The organism is Paenibacillus sp. Dod16 (assembly GCF_049893405.1).
GTDB lineage: Bacteria > Bacillota > Bacilli > Paenibacillales > Paenibacillaceae > Paenibacillus_AQ.
The window spans coordinates 33,667-50,866 of record NZ_JBNDYG010000028.1; the positions used below are offsets into that span (position 1 = coordinate 33,667).

Genomic DNA, 17,200 nt, shown 5'->3' on the forward strand with positions numbered 1-17,200 from the left:
CGCATACATATTATCGGAATGGTGATGCCAGTTGATAACCGATGTAATAAAAGACTTCTCTGATTAGAAAAGGAACTTTGCTTCTCAGGCTCTGATACGCGCTCCGGGCTGCGGGCGAAGGATTGGCTTCCAATCCCATATCTTCCGCCATCATCATCGCCCGCTTCATATGCAGCGGGTCACTTACAATGAGGTAAGAGGACAGTCCTGCTGAATCTCCTACCTTATTGGCAAAGTGCAGATTCTGCTCCGTGATCGTCGAAGCCGTCTCGACAAGGATGTCACTCTCCGGAACACCATGCTCGATGGCATACTGCCTGGCAACATCCGATTCGGCAAGTTCATCCTCCGAACTGCGTCCCCCTGTAAATATCAGCTTGTCTACGTACTGCCGGTCATACAGCCATAGCGCATGATCAATGCGTCCCTGAAAAACAGGCGATGGCTTCCCTTCCCATACAGCAGCCCCCAGCACGATGGCTGCATCAGACGGGATATTGGCTGTTCTTTGCGCATAATTCCAAATGGTGATGCCCACATACAGCGTATAAATTAACAGGATTCCAATGAATACCCCCAACACATAAATCACGGTACGCTTTCTTCTGCCCCGAGCTTCCCTTGCCGGCATATTTCGTGTCATGCTGCACCCCCAGCGCCCAATCTTAATCTACCCTTAGTGTCCATTCTATCATTTTCAGCAAAAAAAGCCTGCTTGCTCCCTTATTGAGAGCGTCGGGCTTTCTTTGCTGTCAACTATCGTTTTTTTATTCTAGCACTACCGAGAGTAACACAAACTCGAATCTACCGTTTAATCCGCATCATATCCATACAGCGTGACTCTGTTCTTCCCTTTGCTCTTGGCAATATGCATCGCTTTCTCCGTCTCCGCGATCAAATCCGTGAACTTTAACATGGGCATGCCGCCCCCACGCTAACGGTCATAAACCCATCCTCTGCCGAGCGATCCTTGGGAATGCTGAGTGCAAGCACGCCAAGGCGTATCTTCTCAGCCAATTCATAGGTACGTTCGGGGCTTTCGTTTTTCAGCTTCAGGATAAAGGTCCCGCCACCGTAGCGTGATATGGACGCTCCGTAGGGTTCGCCAATAATTTTCAGGGCATCGGCTATCCATTGCAAACATAAATCACCGCCATATAAACCATGAAGGGTATTATATACCCGGAAGTCGTCAATATCGACCATCATCAAGGCTAAAGGCAGCTTATTCTGAACACATTCCTCCCAGTCCATCGACAGTTCTTTTTCAAAAGTCAGCGGATTGGGCAGTTCGGTCAGCGGGTCTGTTGTCACATAATTTTGAAGCTGATCCAGCACATCGGAGTATACCCGATCCGGGCCATCTTCCGCCGTACCTTCTCTCAGAATCACCATAATGTAGGATTTACGCCCTTGATGAATAGCAGCCAGCATAAATTCAAGCTCGATCCCGTTGCCCTCCAGCGTAACAAACCTGCCGCTGCCGGATACTAACTGGGTTTGATTCTGCTCCATCCGTTTGATCTGCTCTCTCAGATCAACTCGCGAATCTTCTCTAGCCAACTTATATATCTCAAGCTGCAGCAGCTCTTCGGGTTTCTTTGCACCGAACAGCGATTCGGCCTGCACATTGCAATACATAATGGTACCTGCCGTTGTCAGTGACAAGAAAGCGACAGGCGACAGGCCCATGAGCTGCAGGTACCGTTCTTCGTTCTCTCTGAAAATTCTCGCATTCTGTATGGCCTGTTCTTTTGCTTGCCTTAATTGATCATCCGTCTGCTTGCGAACGATCGACTTCAATTGCGGGAGAACGCTTAACTCCTGTGACTTCCAAGAATATGAGGTCCCCTCAACCACTTGTCTCCATTTCTCGAAAGATTTACGCGGAGATAAACGGACCTTATCCTCCTCTTGGATAATGGCTTTGGCCGGATCGCCGGCCCAATCCACAATTTGAACAACCTCGGGCCTGAACCACATGACATAATTTTGTTGGCCTGGTGACAAAGCGAGATACAATACACCTGATGCGATATCCTTATAAGCTTTAGCGGGTTCATATTCGGCACTGAGTTCAGAACTGTGGTACGTATAATCTTCGGCCTGGGCAGATAACCAGCCGGCAAGCTCCATGACTTGCTTCGAAGTTGGTGTCGTACCGTACAGCATCAAATTATCTTGATAATAAACGACAGCCCCGGTAGCTCTCATTAAATCGAGCAAGGTCTGCTCCTCGTTGTCAAGCTGTTCGATAACATGGAATACATCGGTTTGGCCGATGAAAATTTCGGTAATGCGGGCGGATAAAATTCTGAGCCTCAACTCGGTTTGATAATCGTCGAGCTGCTGTCGTTGATACAGCTCGTTGGAGAAAAAGGAGCCCAGAAAGTTGCACAGGTTGCGGGTCCGGTGGGATACATATTTTCTACTATAGTGATGACAAGTAATCAAACCCCACAATTGGTTGTCATGGATAAGGGAAATCGTGGTTGTCGCGCCAACCCCCATATTATGAAGGTATTCGATATGAAGCGGAGATACACTCCGCAGCGCGGATAAACTGAGATTCAATGGCTTGCCAGTCAATGGTTGTACCGTAGGAATAATCTCGACCGGCGTATAACTCACATCAACAATCGTCCGCAGCCAATTTCTTAGATACAGTTCACGGGCTTGCCTAGGAATATCCGATGCCGGATAATGGTGTCCCAAAAAAGGCTCCAGCTCCTGCTCTTTAGCTTCGGCAACCACTTTTCCGTTCCAGTGATCATCAAACTCATAGAGCATTACGCGGTCATATCCGAGAATATCCTTCACGAGCTCGCAAGCCACTTGACTCGCCTCCACACGATTCTCGGTTCGTTTCATGCGACTGAAAAACGTCTGTATCCTTTCAAAATCATCTGTAAAGGCTACGGTATCTTCCAATACCAGCTCCAATTCAAGCAGTATCAACCCTTCGCTTTCGTGGACAATTCCGAAAAACGCAACCGGCTCATCCCCAACCGGAATCGTTAAATTGATATACTGTAAATCGGGCGTGGCGATCGCCTGAAGATCCCGATGAATCATCAGCTCAAATTGGGCCTTTCCAATAAGCGCTTCCAAATGCTGTCCCAGAAGTGCTTCTGCGCTAATGCCTAAGAACTGATTGGTATTTCGGCTGCATTGGGCGATCCTATAGTCATCAATAGGGTTAATGGCAAGCAGTACGCCATGGGGCTGAATAAATCCTGGAATGTGAATAGGTTCTTTCTCGCAATTCGTCAGGTCGATCGGTCCATCCGTTACATAATCGCCCTCCGTCAGCAGCTCTCGATTTAGTGGATCCTGTTCCGTCATTGCTTATCAACTTCCCTTATTCACAGATTTAATATCAAATAAGCCCAATGCATCTCATTGTTATAAGAGATCCATTGGGCACAGCATATTATAACAATAGAACTATGAGATTGTACGCCATTCAGTCTTCAGCATAGCATAGTAATACTCATCCCACCAGATATCGCCACGAGGAATACACTGTTGAAAATAGCCTTCTCTCCTCATACCCAGCTTCTCCATCACCCGATACGAAGGTGTATTCTCAGGCTGGCATGTCGCAATGATCCGATGCAACCCCATTACTTCGAAACCGTGCTGAAGCAAAGCTCTGGCAGCTTCCGTGGCATACCCCCTACGGTGATAGGTTGAATTAAACACCCAGCCGATTTCATAGGTATGTTCGCCGAACCATGGATGAAACACCACATGTCCTATCACCCGTTGTTCCTTTTGCAGGCAGACGGCATAATGATGAGCTTTATCGCCCTTGTTCTGAGCAAGAAATTGTTTTACTGTTTCTTCCGTATGCACAGGCTCAGGCATGTAATGCATCACCACCGGATCGGATGTATATTGCAGAACATCCTGCCAGTCTTCTGGTTCAAACTCGCGAATTATTAATCTTTCCGTTACGATATCCATTTGCCCGACTCCTCTTCAAAATGTATTCAAGTGTCCTCTTCATACCGCACACTTCAATACAGAGGCAAATGCGATTCGCCGTATATACAGATCTTTCTTAATTACGCCGGGTCACCCTCTTTCACTTTTCAACTTACTTTCATTAAAGATTCGATCAAAAGAGTGACATTCCTTCATAATATGTCAAATTTCTGGTTATTTTTCCGCTTATCGCTCTCATCTCAAATTGTTTCTTTGTGTTTCATTTCATTACAACTTAGACTTGGCTGAGAATCGATTTCATTTTATCAAAATGCATGCCTTCATGATACAAGCAAAAGCTTAAGAATTCTTCGACCCGGGTTAACTTTAAACCTTTGGAGGTTGTATAGGGGGATAAAACCGTATCGTGCAAATGCCCGTTGTACCTGCGTTCGATTCGGTGGACCTGACCCTCAAGCAGTTCGACAAGCTCGTGTATGGATGGCCATGCTTCGCTAATCTCCCTTGGCTTTGAACCCGATCGGAACAGCTCGGTATATTCAGAGGGAAGGGTTATAGGTTCTCCGTTCACGCCGAACGCAAACCTTTCCGCTATGAATAAAACATGTCCCATATTCCATTTCACGTGGTTATTCATTCCACTCGGAATCAACTCCGCTATATCATCCGGGAGATCCCTTACAAGATTCAACGTTTGTGCACGCACAAATTCCAAATGTTCAAACAGGTATGCTCTCATGCAGCCCACTCCTTCTCATTAATATCCAGCGTCCGCTTTAACCGAGTGTACTCCATATGCGGATAAAGAAATAATATTGTTTTCACTCCGTTTCATAAAAAAAATGGATGAATCAAGGGCAAGCCTTCATCATCCATGGATATACTGGTTTTTTTCGCGGATATCCGCTTGAATATAAGAAATAAACGAATGGACTTGCGCAGGTCTCGCTTCTTGTCTCTTGATGCATACCCGAATAGGGTGCGGGAAAGTTACGCCAGACACTTTAACCTTGCCAAGTTCGCCCGAAACCAGTTCTTTCTTGATAGAAAGAGCAGGAACTAACGCAGCCCCGTATCCCGCTTTTACCGCTTCAATGGATTCCTTCAACCCCTCTATCGTTATGGAACAGCGAGGTTCGCGTGCATCCGATGACTCTATCAACGACCATAACCGTTTTCGCGTGTAACTTCCTTCTTCCCTCAACACAAAGGGTTCCTCCATAAGCTCAAGGAATGTCACTTCTTTATCGGCTAGTCGATGAAGGGCAGGCACAGCAAAAATTAATTCATCTTCCATTATTGTAAAGGACTCGATATCTTCCGCTTCAATGGACCAGCTGCCGCATACGATGGAGATATGCACCGAATTGTCCTGTAACCGCTGCAGCGCAGTTCGGGAATTTCCTTTCAGCAGCTGCACCTCCATCCTTGGATGCTCCTGCTTATACCCAACCAGCCATCCGGGCAGCAAAGCGCTCTCGGGCAGCTCGGTTGCACATATTCGCAAACTTCCCTGCTGACCGGATTTGATGGCCTCCATCATCTCTTCCATCTCGGCTTCCATCGCAAATAACCGTTGGGAATGCCTGGCCAAGGCAATGCCTGCTTCAGTCAATTGAATATTGCGTCCGTTAGCCTCAATCAATTTCATGCCGAGCTCCCGCTCCAAATTGCGGATTTGGGCCGTAACGGCTGGTTGACTTAACAGCAGATTGCTGGCCGATCTCGTAATGCTTCCCGTCTTGGAGACATCATTAAAAATGCGTAGTGCATGAAGATTCATAGGTCATCCCTCGATTCTTGATCTATTCACCTGGTCAATCTGTTGCGATCATTTAGATCGTTTATATCCTAAATGAAGTCCATTTGTAAACTGCTGAATCGAATATAGGACACATCGAGGGGAGTGCTCTGAATATAAGGAGCTCTGACTTCTTGGTGATCCGAGTTCGTAATCAGCATGATGATCCGTTTTCATGATTCTTCATGGTCCTGCAACCTTTTAACATTTCTCCCGTCTATAGTGGTGCAGCAAGTACATTTTACCAATTCATGATACGACTTAGCTGAATCCTAGCGTTCTAGGATAATCTACATTTGGAGGATACCTACCATGAAAAAAATCTACAAAGTACTAGCAACCGCTACGGTTCTCGCGATGGCCGCACTGCCAATAGCAGCGAATGCACAGGCCGTCCCTCCTGCTGCAGCCCATAAGGGACAAGGCAACATCACAAATCAGGTGAAGAAAAGCGTTCCTGGAACGATGGGTTACATAACGGACTTCGTCAATGACAAATCAGGCACATGGATTATCGTAACCGGCCGCGGCTTGGCAGCAACCGATCAACAAGAAATCAAGCTCTCGATATCCAAAGATACTAAAATCATTGATGCCAAAGGCAACCAAGTCCAGCTCCAAACGATCGTGGATAAAAACAAAGCGATAAAAGCTTTCTATAACCCAAACATAACGAAGAGCCTACCCGCTCAAGGTTCGGCTCTTACGATCATTGTACAGGATAACGACCTCGCCGGTATTGATGGAACCATCTCGGAGGTAACCAAACAAGGCATTCTGGTGGAAGGAACCAATCTGTACAACGACAGTGAAGAAACCATGCTGCTTCATCTGGATCCAAAAGCAAAAATCATCGATCAAAACGGCAGCGCACTGAAAGCAAGCGACCTGGAAGCCGGCATGAGTATTCGCGCTTTCTATGGACCTTACGTGGCGTTAAGCATGCCGCCTCAATCCTCAACGAATTATATACGGGTCAACACGAATGCCGAGAATAACGATCAGGAGCAAGCTGCCGGCATTGACGGCATCCTTACAGAAATGAAGGATGGAAGAATAAGCGTTTCCGGTAAACCAGCTAAAGCAGGTGACCTCGAATACGTTGTGCTCGCTGTTGATGGCGACACAAAGATTGTAGATGCCGGGGGCAAATCGTTAACGGCTGAAGCCTTAAAATCGGGTCTGCGAATCGAAGCTGAATACGTGTCCGTGATTTACCCTGCCCTGCCGCATGCAGATAAGATCGTGGTCTCCGACACCTCAGCGCCCAAAGTCGAAGGCACGATAACTACATCCGAACGCACGTCAAAGGATCAAGTGTATATCAATGTAGGTTCAGATCAATCCAACGACAACGACATCGTCATCAACATCTCCAAGGATACTCAAGTGATTGGACTGAATCCCGACGAGAAGCTGGAACCCGGCATGAACATCGTGGTCTTCCACTCGCCTATCATGACCATGTCCATTCCAGCAATCACATCCGCTGAAGTGATTATGGTTCAAGCCGACAACTAAGCTGTTGCTCTGGCTGCTTACCGCCGCTGCTAAAATAAATCACAAAAAAACACCATCGTACTCAGGATTCCTGAATACGATGGTGTTTTAATGTAGTAAGATATTAATCGTTACGAACTATTCCTCAAATTCCACGTTGTGATACACCTGCTGAACATCCTCGAGATCTTCAAGAGCATCGATCAGCTTCTCAAACTGGGCAACGCCATCTTCCGGTAAGGTGACAAAATTCTGAGCCAGCATGGTAAGCTCGGCAACGGTAAATTCCGTAATACCAGCGGCTTTGAATGCTTCCTGAACCGCATGGAACTGGTCGGGTTCTGCATAGACGATCACAGCTTCTTCCTCTTCCAGGATGTCACGGACATCCAGGTCGGCTTCGAGCAGCAGATCCATGACTTCCTCAGCCGACTTACCTTCGACGCCGATGACTGCGGTTGGATCAAACATATAAGACACTGAACCGCTGACGCCCATATTGCCGCCGTTCTTATTAAAGGCAGAACGTACAGCAGGCGCCGTACGATTGACGTTGTTGGTTAAAGCGTCAACAATGATCATCGAACCGTTCGGACCAAAACCTTCATAGCGAAGCTCTTCATAATTCTCATCCCCGCTGCCCTTGGCTTTATCCAAGGCGCGGTCAATAATGGCTTTCGGCACATTGTATGTTTTGGCGCGCTCAAGAACAACCTTCAGCGCACGGTTGGACTCGGGATCCGGTTCCCCCTTCTTGGCTGCCACATAAATTTCGACACCAAATTTCGCATATACGCGACTTGTATTTGCATCCTTGGATGCTTTTTTCTCTTTAATATTATTCCATTTACGGCCCATATATTTCCGCTCACTTTCATTATTGAATCTGTAGCCGGTATTCAATAAATACCCTCGTCCATTATATATCTATTAAGTCCCTTGAACAAGGTTAAGAGCGTAGATCCGGAAAATAGACACGTCCCCGTAACCATCAATCAGTGCTGTTCACCGACAAGTAAGATCACCTTTCCCCGGCCATGACCCGTTTCAACAAGGCGATGCGCCTCCGGCGCCTCGTGCAGCGGAAACACCTCTCGAATATGAATGCGAATATAACTCTCCATATATAAATCCACCAGCTCCTGCAGTCTAGCTGCCGTTCTCGTGCCGCTTAGCACGGGTATACCCAACTCCACAGCAGTCTCGTCCGACACCATCGTGCGGATACGCTCCTTGTTGTGCACAAGCTGGGCAGAAGCCCTTAATGCCTCGGGGCCGGCAGCATCAACTGCAGCATCGATTCCTTGCGGCGCGATTCTGCGGACCCTTTCCACAAGCCCAGCGCCATATGCAACCGGTATAACGCCGATGGACCGCAAATATTCATGATTGCGCTCACTTGCGGTTCCAATGACAGCTGCTGCGCCCCAGGCTTTTGCCAACTGGCATGCAAAGGTACCAAACCCGCCTGCCGCGGCATGGATGAGCACGGTGTCTCCTTCCTCAATTCCAACAGATTTCAATGCCATATGTGCCCCCTGGCCATTACCGGAGAAACCTCCAGCTATTTCCCATGGCATGCGCTCGGGTTTGATTACAATCTGATCCGCATCCACCACGACATATTCAGCGTAACAATGGAGCAGTGAGAACCCAAGTACCTCCATGCCCACTGCGAATTGATCGACGCCTTCCCCGACCTGATCGATCACGCCAGCGAACTCATTGCCCGGTATCATCGGGAAACGCTGTTGACGGACATAGCCTATGGTTCCGTTGCGAACCCCGCAATCAAAGGGCAGCACGCCAGCTGCCTTCACGCGGACTCGCACAGTACCCGGTCCTGCCTGCGGCTGCTTCATTTTCGTTAATTTTAAGACCTCAGGTGGACCGAATGAAGTAATGGCCATAGCTTTCATCTGCAACATCTCCTCTTTTCGTAATGCTTATTAAAAAATGAAATAAAAAGCGCCGCTACAACTGCAATCATGATCATCAGCATGAAGTATATATTGCTAAAGACATACGCGCTCAGATCGTGGATCAACGGGTTCCAAGCCTTAGCGGCTTCCAGATCCACCATGGTTCCGTAAAGGCTGGCAAATATCGCTCCTGCCATGAAATTCAACATCGACAATATACCCATTCCCACTCCACTTTGTTCATGCGGCAGCGTCAATGAAATGGATTTGGACAGCGCAATCGACATAAAGGCTTGCCCGACACCACCGAGAATCAGGAACAAGGCAATCCATACAGGCGAGGCCCCCGTAAATGACGATAATAATAGAAAACAGAACAGAAATAAGCTTACGGCGATGTGGAACAGATATGAAGTGCCTTTACGGTCCGCCATCGTGCCTCCAAATTTGCTGAGTAATGCGGTAGCGATTGCTGCTGGCACCATAACATATCCCGTCAAACCCAGCCTCAATTGGTGAACTTGCGTTAACAGCGTCGGCGTCAGGAACACAAGAGAATATCCTATTCCTGTTGCTGCGAAAGCAATTACCAAGCCAAGCGTGTAACGAACGTTTTTGAATACCCCCGGGTTTATAAAAGGAGCTGCAGCTTTCCGGATTCTCCAGATGAAACAAGTCAATAGCAGGACAAAACTGATCAGGGTCAATGCTGTTGGATTCGTAATAGAGAGCAGCAGGCTAGCTACAGCTCCTGCTAGCAGACCGCAACCGGGCCAATCCATTTGGGCTGTGCCAACTCTTTCATCATGTAAATATTTGTAGTAGAAAGGCAATGTCAACAGAATGAGTAACGGCATGCAAAATAACACGCGCCAATGGACAATGCTTACAAGCATTGCCGCTACGGCTGGACCAGCTGCACTGCCGATAGCGCCGCCTGTCATCGATATCCCTAAAGCTCTTCCCCTTTGCTTCGGAGGAAAATAGCGCACGGGGATGATGCCGGATATCGCCGGTATGACGGCTGATCCTGCAGCCTGCAGCATCCTTCCGAAGATGAGCATTCCGTAAACCTGAGACAGCATCCCGATAACCGAACCGACTATAAAGGTGATAAACCCGATGGAAATCAAGATTTTCAGCTTGTAACGATCGGCAAGCTTTCCGTAGATAACACTTCCCATAGCAAATACAAGCAAATACGATGTCGTTACCCAGCTGACTTCGGCCATGCTCAGCCCAAACTCTCGCCTGATTTCTGGGAGCACGATATTAAACATCGTTGCATTCATAACCGATATGGCAAGAGTAAGTGCCAGAACGCTGATTAATGCTTCGCTTGATGACTTTCTTTTCCCGATTCCCATAAAAGCCCCTTCCTTCCGAATTTTAAAAGGGATACCCTATTACGTTTGTGTACCGATGTACAAATCTTAAAAGGGATTGTTTTCCTCTCGTTGTTTATTTTATAATGGGTTCGAAATAAACAAAAATATATAATGTGCTATATAGATCATATACTGGAGTGTATAGGGGGATGAAGGATGGAACTTCTGCAGCTGCGTTATTTTCAAACCGTAGCCCGAACGGAACACATGACGAAAGCAGCTCAAGAGCTTCATATTGCACAGCCTGCTTTAAGCAAAACCATATCCAGGTTGGAAGCGGATGTCGGAGTTCCGTTGTTTGATCGTCATGGCGGGAGAATCCGATTGAATACATTTGGGAAGCTCTATTTGGATAAAGTTGAACGTGCACTTCATTTGCTGGAGGAGGGCCAGAAAGAAATCAATGAACTTGCAGGACTTCATCATGGCAGTATTCATCTGGCAACCTCAACCCTGGATCCGTTATCCGAACCGCTGAGTCAGTTTCTGGCGGAGCACCCTGACGTTAATTTTCAAATATCCCAGGTCGGAACGGATGACATGATGAAGATGATGGAAATGGGGCAGGTCGATTTATGCTTTACTTCGATGGCGATGGAGCAACCCCTGTTATCTCAAGTGACCGTGCTTCGCGAGGATGTGTATTTGGCTGTACCCCAAGCGCACAGGCTCGCTGACCGTACGTCCATTAACTTGGATGAATTGAAGGAGGAAGCTTTTATCGGCTACAAGGAAGATTTTATATTCCAGCAAATGAACGATACATTCTTTCAGGAGGCTGGAATTACGCCCAGATATGTATGCCGGGTTGACGAACCTCCGGCTATTGCAAGTCTGGTTCGTGCCGGTCTTGGTGTTGCCCTCTTCGGATGTTCTCATGTCCAAGACGCCAAGCTTAAGCTTCTGCCCATTGCGAAGCCCGAATGCAAACGGCACTATCGGCTTATCTGGCATGAGAAGCACTATTTATCCTTAGCGGCTCGTCAGTTCCGTGATGACGTCATTCATTACTTTTCGGAAAAATCGTAATACACAGCAAGATTCCAATCATATACAATTTCGATTATTGAAGGCACTTCCTGCTCATGAACAAATGCAGGAGGTGTTTTTTTGCGAGAGAAATGTAGATGAAACAAAAAAATGATTGATTATTAATAAACAAAATATTATTATGTCTATGTATAAAACAACGAAATGCGCATTCGTTTGTTTTTACGCTATCCGATCTGTAAAGTACAGACCTCGAAAGGAGACTCTTTTATTTTGCTTAACAACCCCTATGTTCGAACGATTGTCTTGTCACGCGTTCTCTTGAATCTTGGCATTTGGGTTCGTAACTTTGCCATTCTTCTATACGTTACCGACTTGACGGACAATAATCCTATGTATGTATCCCTCATATCCGTAGCCGAATTTGCGCCGATTTTCTTGTTTGCCTTCATCGGAGGTACTTTCGCGGACCGCTGGCGGCCTAAGCGTACCATGGTCAGTTCTGATGCATTGTCTGCGATATCGGTATTTCTCGTGCTGATCGCCGTTCATAACGGGTCGTGGCAGGCATTACTGGTACTTACGTTCTTCTCAGCCGTCCTGTCCCAATTCTCTCAGCCTTCAGCGATGAAGCTGTTTAAACAGCATGTCCCCGCTGAACAGCTGCAATCCGTGATGGCCATGTTTCAATCGATGGTTGCCTTCTTTACGGTGATCGGCCCAATCGCCGGTGCATTTGTATATCAAACGTTCGGCATTGAAGTATCGCTGGTCGCAACAGGAGCGTTATTCCTGGGTTCTGGATTGATTCTGACTTTGCTGCCCCGTGATATGCAGAAAGAGACACAATCCAAGCAGCAGAACCTGAAACAAGAGCTTATCGAAGGCCTTCGCTATGTATGGAATAATCATACGCTCCGAACCCTTGCCGCGACCTTCGCCGCGGCTGGCTTGGCAGCGGGACTTATTCAGCCGCTCGCGATATTTGTGACGATTGAGAACCTCGGTCGGGATAAGTCATTCTTGCAATGGCTGTTAACGGTCAATGGAGCGGCGATGCTCGTCGGAGGAGGCTTCGTCATGGCATTTGCCAAGAAAATCCCCCCTCAAACCTTACTAGCACTCGGTCTGAGCGTTAGTGCCGTCGGGACCCTTGGTATTGGCTGGTCAACCAGCGTCATCTTTACGATGCTCCTTCTAGTGATTAACGGATTCTTTTATCCCACCATACACATTGGAATCAACACCATGATCCTAAACAATACGGAAGGGCCATATATTGGTCGGGTCGGCGGCGCCCTAACCCCGATTTATATGGGAATGATGGTGCTGGGCATGTCGATCGGGGGATTGCTCAAAGACCAGCTGTCCCTGTTCGTCGTTTATGCGGCTAGCACACTCTTGTTCCTGACTGGTTCGGCTCTGCTGCTTCCATTATTTAAAAAGAGAAAGAGCACGGCCGGCGTATTGGAGCAATGAACAACAAAAAAGAGCCGCCTCACATTTTAAGAGGCGGCTCTTACTCAGCTAGAAACCGTGTAGCAACTGGCGGTCATGTCGTCTTATTGTTTCAGGCTCGGATGATCCAGGCTTTGAATGCCTTCCCTTCTTTTAGCGTTGAACGCTTGACCCATGCTCTGCACGTCATCTCCTGAACCGCTTCCAGCGCATCATATCGGTTCCGCAAGTAACTGTAAGCTATATGGATCAGTGTTTCCTTGTGTTCCATAATGGCCTGGTAAAAATCGGTCTCATCATCCGTTTTCGTCAGTGCCACCTTTTTCATCTCTGCTTGGGAGCCCATCATGATCTCCTAAAGTGCTATAAACAAAAAAACCGAAGCTCTTCTCAAGAAGAACTCCGGTTTGTTGATAATTGAGTATCATTATGCGTGAAATTGTTGTCCGTCCAACACTTCCTTCACATAGCCGGCCCGGATCACAAAGTCACCGAAATGCTCGCCCTGCTCACGTTCTTGTGCATATTGCTTCATGAGGGGACGAAGGGAATCCAAAATCTCGGCCTCTCCGATGTTTTCCTTATACAGCTTGTTCAGCCGGTGTCCGGAGAAACCGCCACCCAGGTACATGTTATATTTGCCAGGCGCCTTTCCGATAAATGCGATTTCAGCCAGCATCGGTCTGGCGCACCCATTCGGGCACCCAGTCATTCGAATGACGATATCCTCTTCGCGAAGTCCGTTCTCTTCCAGGATCACATCGATTTTATCCAATAACGTCGGCAGATATCGCTCGGATTCGGCCATAGCCAATCCACATGTCGGTAAAGCTACGCATGCCATGGAATTTCGTCTCAGGGCAGAATAATGATTACCGTCCGTAAGTCCGTAACGCTTGATGAGGTCTTCAATCTTTTTCTTCTTATGGCTGCTGACATTGGCAATGATCAGATTCTGATTGGCCGTCAGACGGAAGTCTCCATTATGGATTTGAGCGATTTCGCGCAGCCCTGTCATCAGCAGGTAATCGGATTCGTCTTTCACACGTCCGTTTTGGATGAACAGTGTAAAATGCCATTTGCCATTGCTGCCTTTAACCCAGCCGTAGCGGTCTCCGTTATGATCAAAATGATACGGTTTTGCCTCCTCCAGCTTCCAGCCCAGACGGCTGGTCAGCTCGTTGACAAACCAGTCGATACCGCGATCATCAATCGTATATTTGAAACGAGCATGCTTGCGCACCGCGCGGTCTCCGTAATCACGTTGAATCATCACCGTCTTCTCGGCCAAGTCAACGATCTGCTCGGGTTTGCAGAAACCAATGACTTTCGCCACTTGAGGATAGGTTAACGAATCACCATGCGTCATCCCCATGCCACCGCCTACCGAAACGTTAAAGCCTTTCAATTGTCCATCCTCAATGATGGCAATGAAGCCAAGGTCTTGGGAAAATACATCAACATCATTGGATGGCGGCACGGCCATACCGATCTTAAATTTCCGCGGCAGGTACACCGGGCCATAGATCGGCTCCTGCTCCTCTCCCTCTTGCAGGCTGTCTACAATCTTCTCGCCGTCCAGCCAAATCTCATGATACGCACGCGAGCGCGGATCGAGATGACTGCTAAGCATTCGTGCCCATTCGTATACCTCCGAATGAATTTCGGATTGATAGGGGTTCGGGTTGCACATCACGTTCCGGTTGACGTCGCCGCAAGCAGCCAATGTGCTAAGCATGGCTTCATTCACTTCTTGAATGGTGCTCTTCATATTCCACTTCAATACGCCATGAAGCTGAAAGGATTGGCGGGTGGTCAAGCGAATCGTCCCGTTGGCATACTTTTGGGCTACACGGTCCATCATCAGCCATTGCTCCGGAGTCACGACGCCGCCAGCGGCGCGAACACGCAGCATGAACTGGTATGCGGGTTCCAGCTTTTGCTTATGCCGTTCGTTACGCAAATCCCGGTCATCCTGCATATAACTGCCGTGAAATTTCATCAGCCGGTTATCGTCTTCCGGAATCGACCCCGTTATGCGATCCTCTAAGGTCTCTACAAGACTGCCACGCAGATAGTTGCTTCGACGCTTGATGTCCTCAACATCACTATGCGGCGCACTATGGGGTGATACTAGATTATTATCAGACATGTTCCTTTTTCTCCTCTCGCAACCACAGGGGTGATCTTAATACACATCCCGCTGATAACGTTTCTGTTGCTGCATGAGCGTCAAATATTCCGCAGCTTCTTCCGGACTCATCCGGCCTTCTTGTTCGAGAATAGACCCCAACGCAGAATGCACATCATGAGCCATCTTCTTCTCATCGCCGCAGACATAGACGCAAGCTCCTTCTTGGAGCCACTGATATAGATCCTTGCTATTCTCCAGCATGCGGTGCTGTACGTATACTTTTTTGTCCGTATCCCGTGAGAAAGCAACATCCATGCGCGTCAATACTCCATCCTTCAACCAACGCTGCCATTCAATCTGATAGAGGAAGTCCGTCGAGAAATGCTGGTCTCCGTAGAACAACCATGATTTTCCTTCTGCCCCCGTCTCTTCCCGTTCTCCCAGAAAGGCTCTGAAAGGTGCCACGCCTGTACCAGGTCCGATCATAATGATCGGGGTGTCCGGATTCTCGGGCAGCTTAAAGTTCGGATTATGCTGAATGTATACAGGCAGCGTATCGCCCGCTTTCAGACGTTCCGCCAATTGCACGGAGCATACGCCGTAGCGGCGGCGGCCATGTGCTTCATAACGCACCGTTCGAACGGTAACATGAACTTCATCAGGGAAGGCTTTGGAGCTGCTGGCAATCGAGTACAATCGAGCAGGAATTTTGCGCAGTATGGATACAAAATCGCTTGCCGCCACTTGCTGCAGGCCATAATCCTGTACCAGATCAAGCAAATCCCGTTCCTCGATATAAGTGCGCAATTCTTGCTCATGACCTGGCTCCAGCAATGTCCGAAGACCTTCATTCCCTGACATTTTAACCACTTGCTCGATCAGTGGTTTCGTGAGAACGGTAATCTCGTAGTGACGGAGCAAGGCATCCCGAAGAGCTCGCGCTTCACCTTGTTTATTAATAACGACCACTTCATCCGCATTCCATCCCATTGCAGCGATGAGGTCATCCACCAGCTGCGGATGGTTTTCCGGATAGACTCCTAAGCTGTCGCCCGGCTCATACTGCAGATTCGATCCTTCAAGAGAAATTTCGATATGACGAGTTTCACGGTCGGATCCTCTTCCGTTCAAATTCAGGTTCTCGAGAATTTCCGCTTGAAATGGATTGCTTCTCGAAAATTCCGATTCCGTACTATCGCTCAGGGCTACCGCACTCCCATTTTCGACAACGGATGATCCCGCTCCAGCTTCATTCAACGATAGAAGAACCTGATTCATCCATTCTGCAGCCGACTCATCAAAGTCCACATCGCAATCGACTCTTGGCGTCAGCCGCTTGCCGCCCAATTCCTCGAGCCGTTTGTCGAAATCTTTACCCGTTTGGCAGAAAAATTCATACGAGGTATCCCCCAGCGCCAGTACGGAATATTGAAGATGGTCTACCTGAGGTGCCCGCTTGCTGTGCAGAAATTCATAGAATGGTATAGCATTATCCGGCGGCTCTCCCTCTCCATGCGTACTGACGATTATCAGGAGATTCTGCAACTTCTTCAGATTATTGGGTTTAAAATCGCTCATAGAAGACATCGTGACCTGCAGGCCAACCTCTTCGAGCTTCTTGGATAGCTTTTTCGATAATCCATGACCATTGCCTGTCTGTGATCCGTACAGGACTGTGACTTCTTTAGTAGCCGTCGCCACCGGTGCCGATACAGCAGCTAACGTGTTCGCTTGTGGTGCTGCCGCAACTGCTGCTGCGGCTTCCGTTCCCTGTAACGCAGCGATGAATCCGCTGAGCCAGGTCCGCTGGGATTCCGTCAGTGTAGGCAGTAGGCGGTTCAGCAGTTCCACCTGCTCCTGATTAAAAGGACTGTTCATTACTTGAAGTTCCAACAATATCCACCTCTCAAAAGCGCACATTATTAATTCCTACTATTACGATACAATTAATTTTATTACTCCTCTGAACCTATCACAGCTTACCTGAACCGGTCAATTACAATGTTCTTATAGCATTTATCAGTTTTACTAATAAATCGATTTTCCGGGCTTTACT

At 47.9% G+C, this 17,200-nt stretch carries 14 protein-coding genes; 3 read left to right on the top strand and 11 right to left on the bottom strand.

Annotated features, from left to right (window positions below; genetic code table 11):
* Positions 1-10: 10 nt before the first annotated feature.
* The 5 genes from ACPV3A_RS19600 to ACPV3A_RS19620 form a co-directional block, all read right to left on the bottom strand.
* On the bottom strand, positions 11-643 hold the full coding sequence (locus ACPV3A_RS19600; RefSeq protein WP_220684843.1) for a YdcF family protein: 633 nt from the start codon (positions 641-643) through the stop codon (positions 11-13).
* 266 nt (positions 644-909) lie between these two features.
* Entirely contained in the window at positions 910-3,345 is a 2,436-nt protein-coding gene (locus tag ACPV3A_RS19605; protein ID WP_426200658.1) for a diguanylate cyclase domain-containing protein, read from the bottom strand.
* Positions 3,346-3,447: 102 nt separating this feature from the next.
* Positions 3,448-3,969, bottom strand: a complete 522-nt coding sequence (locus tag ACPV3A_RS19610; protein ID WP_194543232.1) for a GNAT family N-acetyltransferase — start codon at positions 3,967-3,969, stop codon at positions 3,448-3,450.
* A 256-nt stretch (positions 3,970-4,225) separates the two neighbouring features.
* On the bottom strand, positions 4,226-4,690 hold the full coding sequence (locus ACPV3A_RS19615; protein ID WP_194543233.1) for a DinB family protein: 465 nt from the start codon (positions 4,688-4,690) through the stop codon (positions 4,226-4,228).
* A gap of 129 nt (positions 4,691-4,819) precedes the next feature.
* Positions 4,820-5,734 (bottom strand): LysR family transcriptional regulator, encoded by a 915-nt coding sequence (locus tag ACPV3A_RS19620; RefSeq protein WP_426200660.1) that lies wholly within the window; start codon positions 5,732-5,734, stop codon positions 4,820-4,822.
* 330 nt (positions 5,735-6,064) lie between these two features.
* Between ACPV3A_RS19620 and ACPV3A_RS19625 the strand changes: the two genes are divergently transcribed.
* On the top strand, positions 6,065-7,273 hold the full coding sequence (locus ACPV3A_RS19625) for a peptidase (RefSeq protein WP_426200662.1): 1,209 nt from the start codon (positions 6,065-6,067) through the stop codon (positions 7,271-7,273).
* A gap of 117 nt (positions 7,274-7,390) precedes the next feature.
* On the opposite strand, the gene ACPV3A_RS19630 is transcribed toward ACPV3A_RS19625, so the two are convergent.
* The 3 genes from ACPV3A_RS19630 to ACPV3A_RS19640 form a co-directional block, all read right to left on the bottom strand.
* Complete coding sequence (locus ACPV3A_RS19630; RefSeq protein ID WP_071218688.1) at positions 7,391-8,110, bottom strand: YebC/PmpR family DNA-binding transcriptional regulator; 720 nt, start codon at positions 8,108-8,110, stop codon at positions 7,391-7,393.
* Between the two features lie 137 nt (positions 8,111-8,247).
* Complete coding sequence (locus ACPV3A_RS19635) at positions 8,248-9,171, bottom strand: NADP-dependent oxidoreductase (RefSeq protein WP_426200664.1); 924 nt, start codon at positions 9,169-9,171, stop codon at positions 8,248-8,250.
* Positions 9,168-10,541 (bottom strand): MFS transporter, encoded by a 1,374-nt coding sequence (locus ACPV3A_RS19640; RefSeq protein ID WP_426200666.1) that lies wholly within the window; start codon positions 10,539-10,541, stop codon positions 9,168-9,170. The genes ACPV3A_RS19635 and ACPV3A_RS19640 overlap by 4 nt, the downstream gene beginning before the upstream one ends.
* Positions 10,542-10,718: 177 nt before the next feature.
* Here ACPV3A_RS19640 and ACPV3A_RS19645 point away from each other — a divergent pair, with 177 nt between their 5' ends.
* Together ACPV3A_RS19645 and ACPV3A_RS19650 are read left to right on the top strand one after the other, a co-directional pair.
* The gene (locus ACPV3A_RS19645) at positions 10,719-11,591 is read left to right on the top strand and encodes a LysR family transcriptional regulator (protein ID WP_426200668.1); all 873 of its coding nucleotides are present in this window, start codon (positions 10,719-10,721) and stop codon (positions 11,589-11,591) included.
* Between the two features lie 234 nt (positions 11,592-11,825).
* The gene (locus ACPV3A_RS19650; protein WP_339294162.1) at positions 11,826-13,031 is read left to right on the top strand and encodes an MFS transporter; all 1,206 of its coding nucleotides are present in this window, start codon (positions 11,826-11,828) and stop codon (positions 13,029-13,031) included.
* Between the two features lie 91 nt (positions 13,032-13,122).
* On the opposite strand, the gene ACPV3A_RS19655 is transcribed toward ACPV3A_RS19650, so the two are convergent.
* The 3 genes from ACPV3A_RS19655 to ACPV3A_RS19665 all read right to left on the bottom strand — a co-directional run bounded on the left by ACPV3A_RS19655 (position 13,123) and on the right by ACPV3A_RS19665 (position 17,037).
* A complete protein-coding gene (locus ACPV3A_RS19655; RefSeq protein ID WP_426200671.1) occupies positions 13,123-13,356 on the bottom strand; it encodes a sigma factor in 234 nt (77 codons plus the stop codon).
* Between the two features lie 81 nt (positions 13,357-13,437).
* Positions 13,438-15,162: an assimilatory sulfite reductase (NADPH) hemoprotein subunit gene (gene cysI, locus ACPV3A_RS19660; protein WP_194543240.1), complete on the bottom strand. Its 1,725-nt coding sequence runs from the start codon at positions 15,160-15,162 to the stop codon at positions 13,438-13,440.
* Between the two features lie 36 nt (positions 15,163-15,198).
* Entirely contained in the window at positions 15,199-17,037 is a 1,839-nt protein-coding gene (locus ACPV3A_RS19665; protein WP_426200673.1) for an assimilatory sulfite reductase (NADPH) flavoprotein subunit, read from the bottom strand.
* Positions 17,038-17,200 lie beyond the last annotated feature (163 nt).

Excerpts from the sequence above, each read along its gene's own strand:
- ACPV3A_RS19600 (WP_220684843.1), bottom strand. The coding sequence starts at position 643 with ATGACACGAAATATGCCGGCAAGGGAAGCTCGGGGCAGAAGAAAGCGT.
- ACPV3A_RS19605 (WP_426200658.1), bottom strand. The coding sequence starts at position 3,345 with ATGACGGAACAGGATCCACTAAATCGAGAGCTGCTGACGGAGGGCGAT.
- ACPV3A_RS19610 (WP_194543232.1), bottom strand. The coding sequence starts at position 3,969 with ATGGATATCGTAACGGAAAGATTAATAATTCGCGAGTTTGAACCAGAA.
- ACPV3A_RS19615 (WP_194543233.1), bottom strand. The coding sequence starts at position 4,690 with ATGAGAGCATACCTGTTTGAACATTTGGAATTTGTGCGTGCACAAACG.
- ACPV3A_RS19620 (WP_426200660.1), bottom strand. The coding sequence starts at position 5,734 with ATGAATCTTCATGCACTACGCATTTTTAATGATGTCTCCAAGACGGGA.
- ACPV3A_RS19625 (WP_426200662.1), top strand. The coding sequence starts at position 6,065 with ATGAAAAAAATCTACAAAGTACTAGCAACCGCTACGGTTCTCGCGATG.
- ACPV3A_RS19630 (WP_071218688.1), bottom strand. The coding sequence starts at position 8,110 with ATGGGCCGTAAATGGAATAATATTAAAGAGAAAAAAGCATCCAAGGAT.
- ACPV3A_RS19635 (WP_426200664.1), bottom strand. The coding sequence starts at position 9,171 with ATGAAAGCTATGGCCATTACTTCATTCGGTCCACCTGAGGTCTTAAAA.
- ACPV3A_RS19640 (WP_426200666.1), bottom strand. The coding sequence starts at position 10,541 with ATGGGAATCGGGAAAAGAAAGTCATCAAGCGAAGCATTAATCAGCGTT.
- ACPV3A_RS19645 (WP_426200668.1), top strand. The coding sequence starts at position 10,719 with ATGGAACTTCTGCAGCTGCGTTATTTTCAAACCGTAGCCCGAACGGAA.
- ACPV3A_RS19655 (WP_426200671.1), bottom strand. The coding sequence starts at position 13,356 with ATGGGCTCCCAAGCAGAGATGAAAAAGGTGGCACTGACGAAAACGGAT.
- cysI (WP_194543240.1), bottom strand. The coding sequence starts at position 15,162 with ATGTCTGATAATAATCTAGTATCACCCCATAGTGCGCCGCATAGTGAT.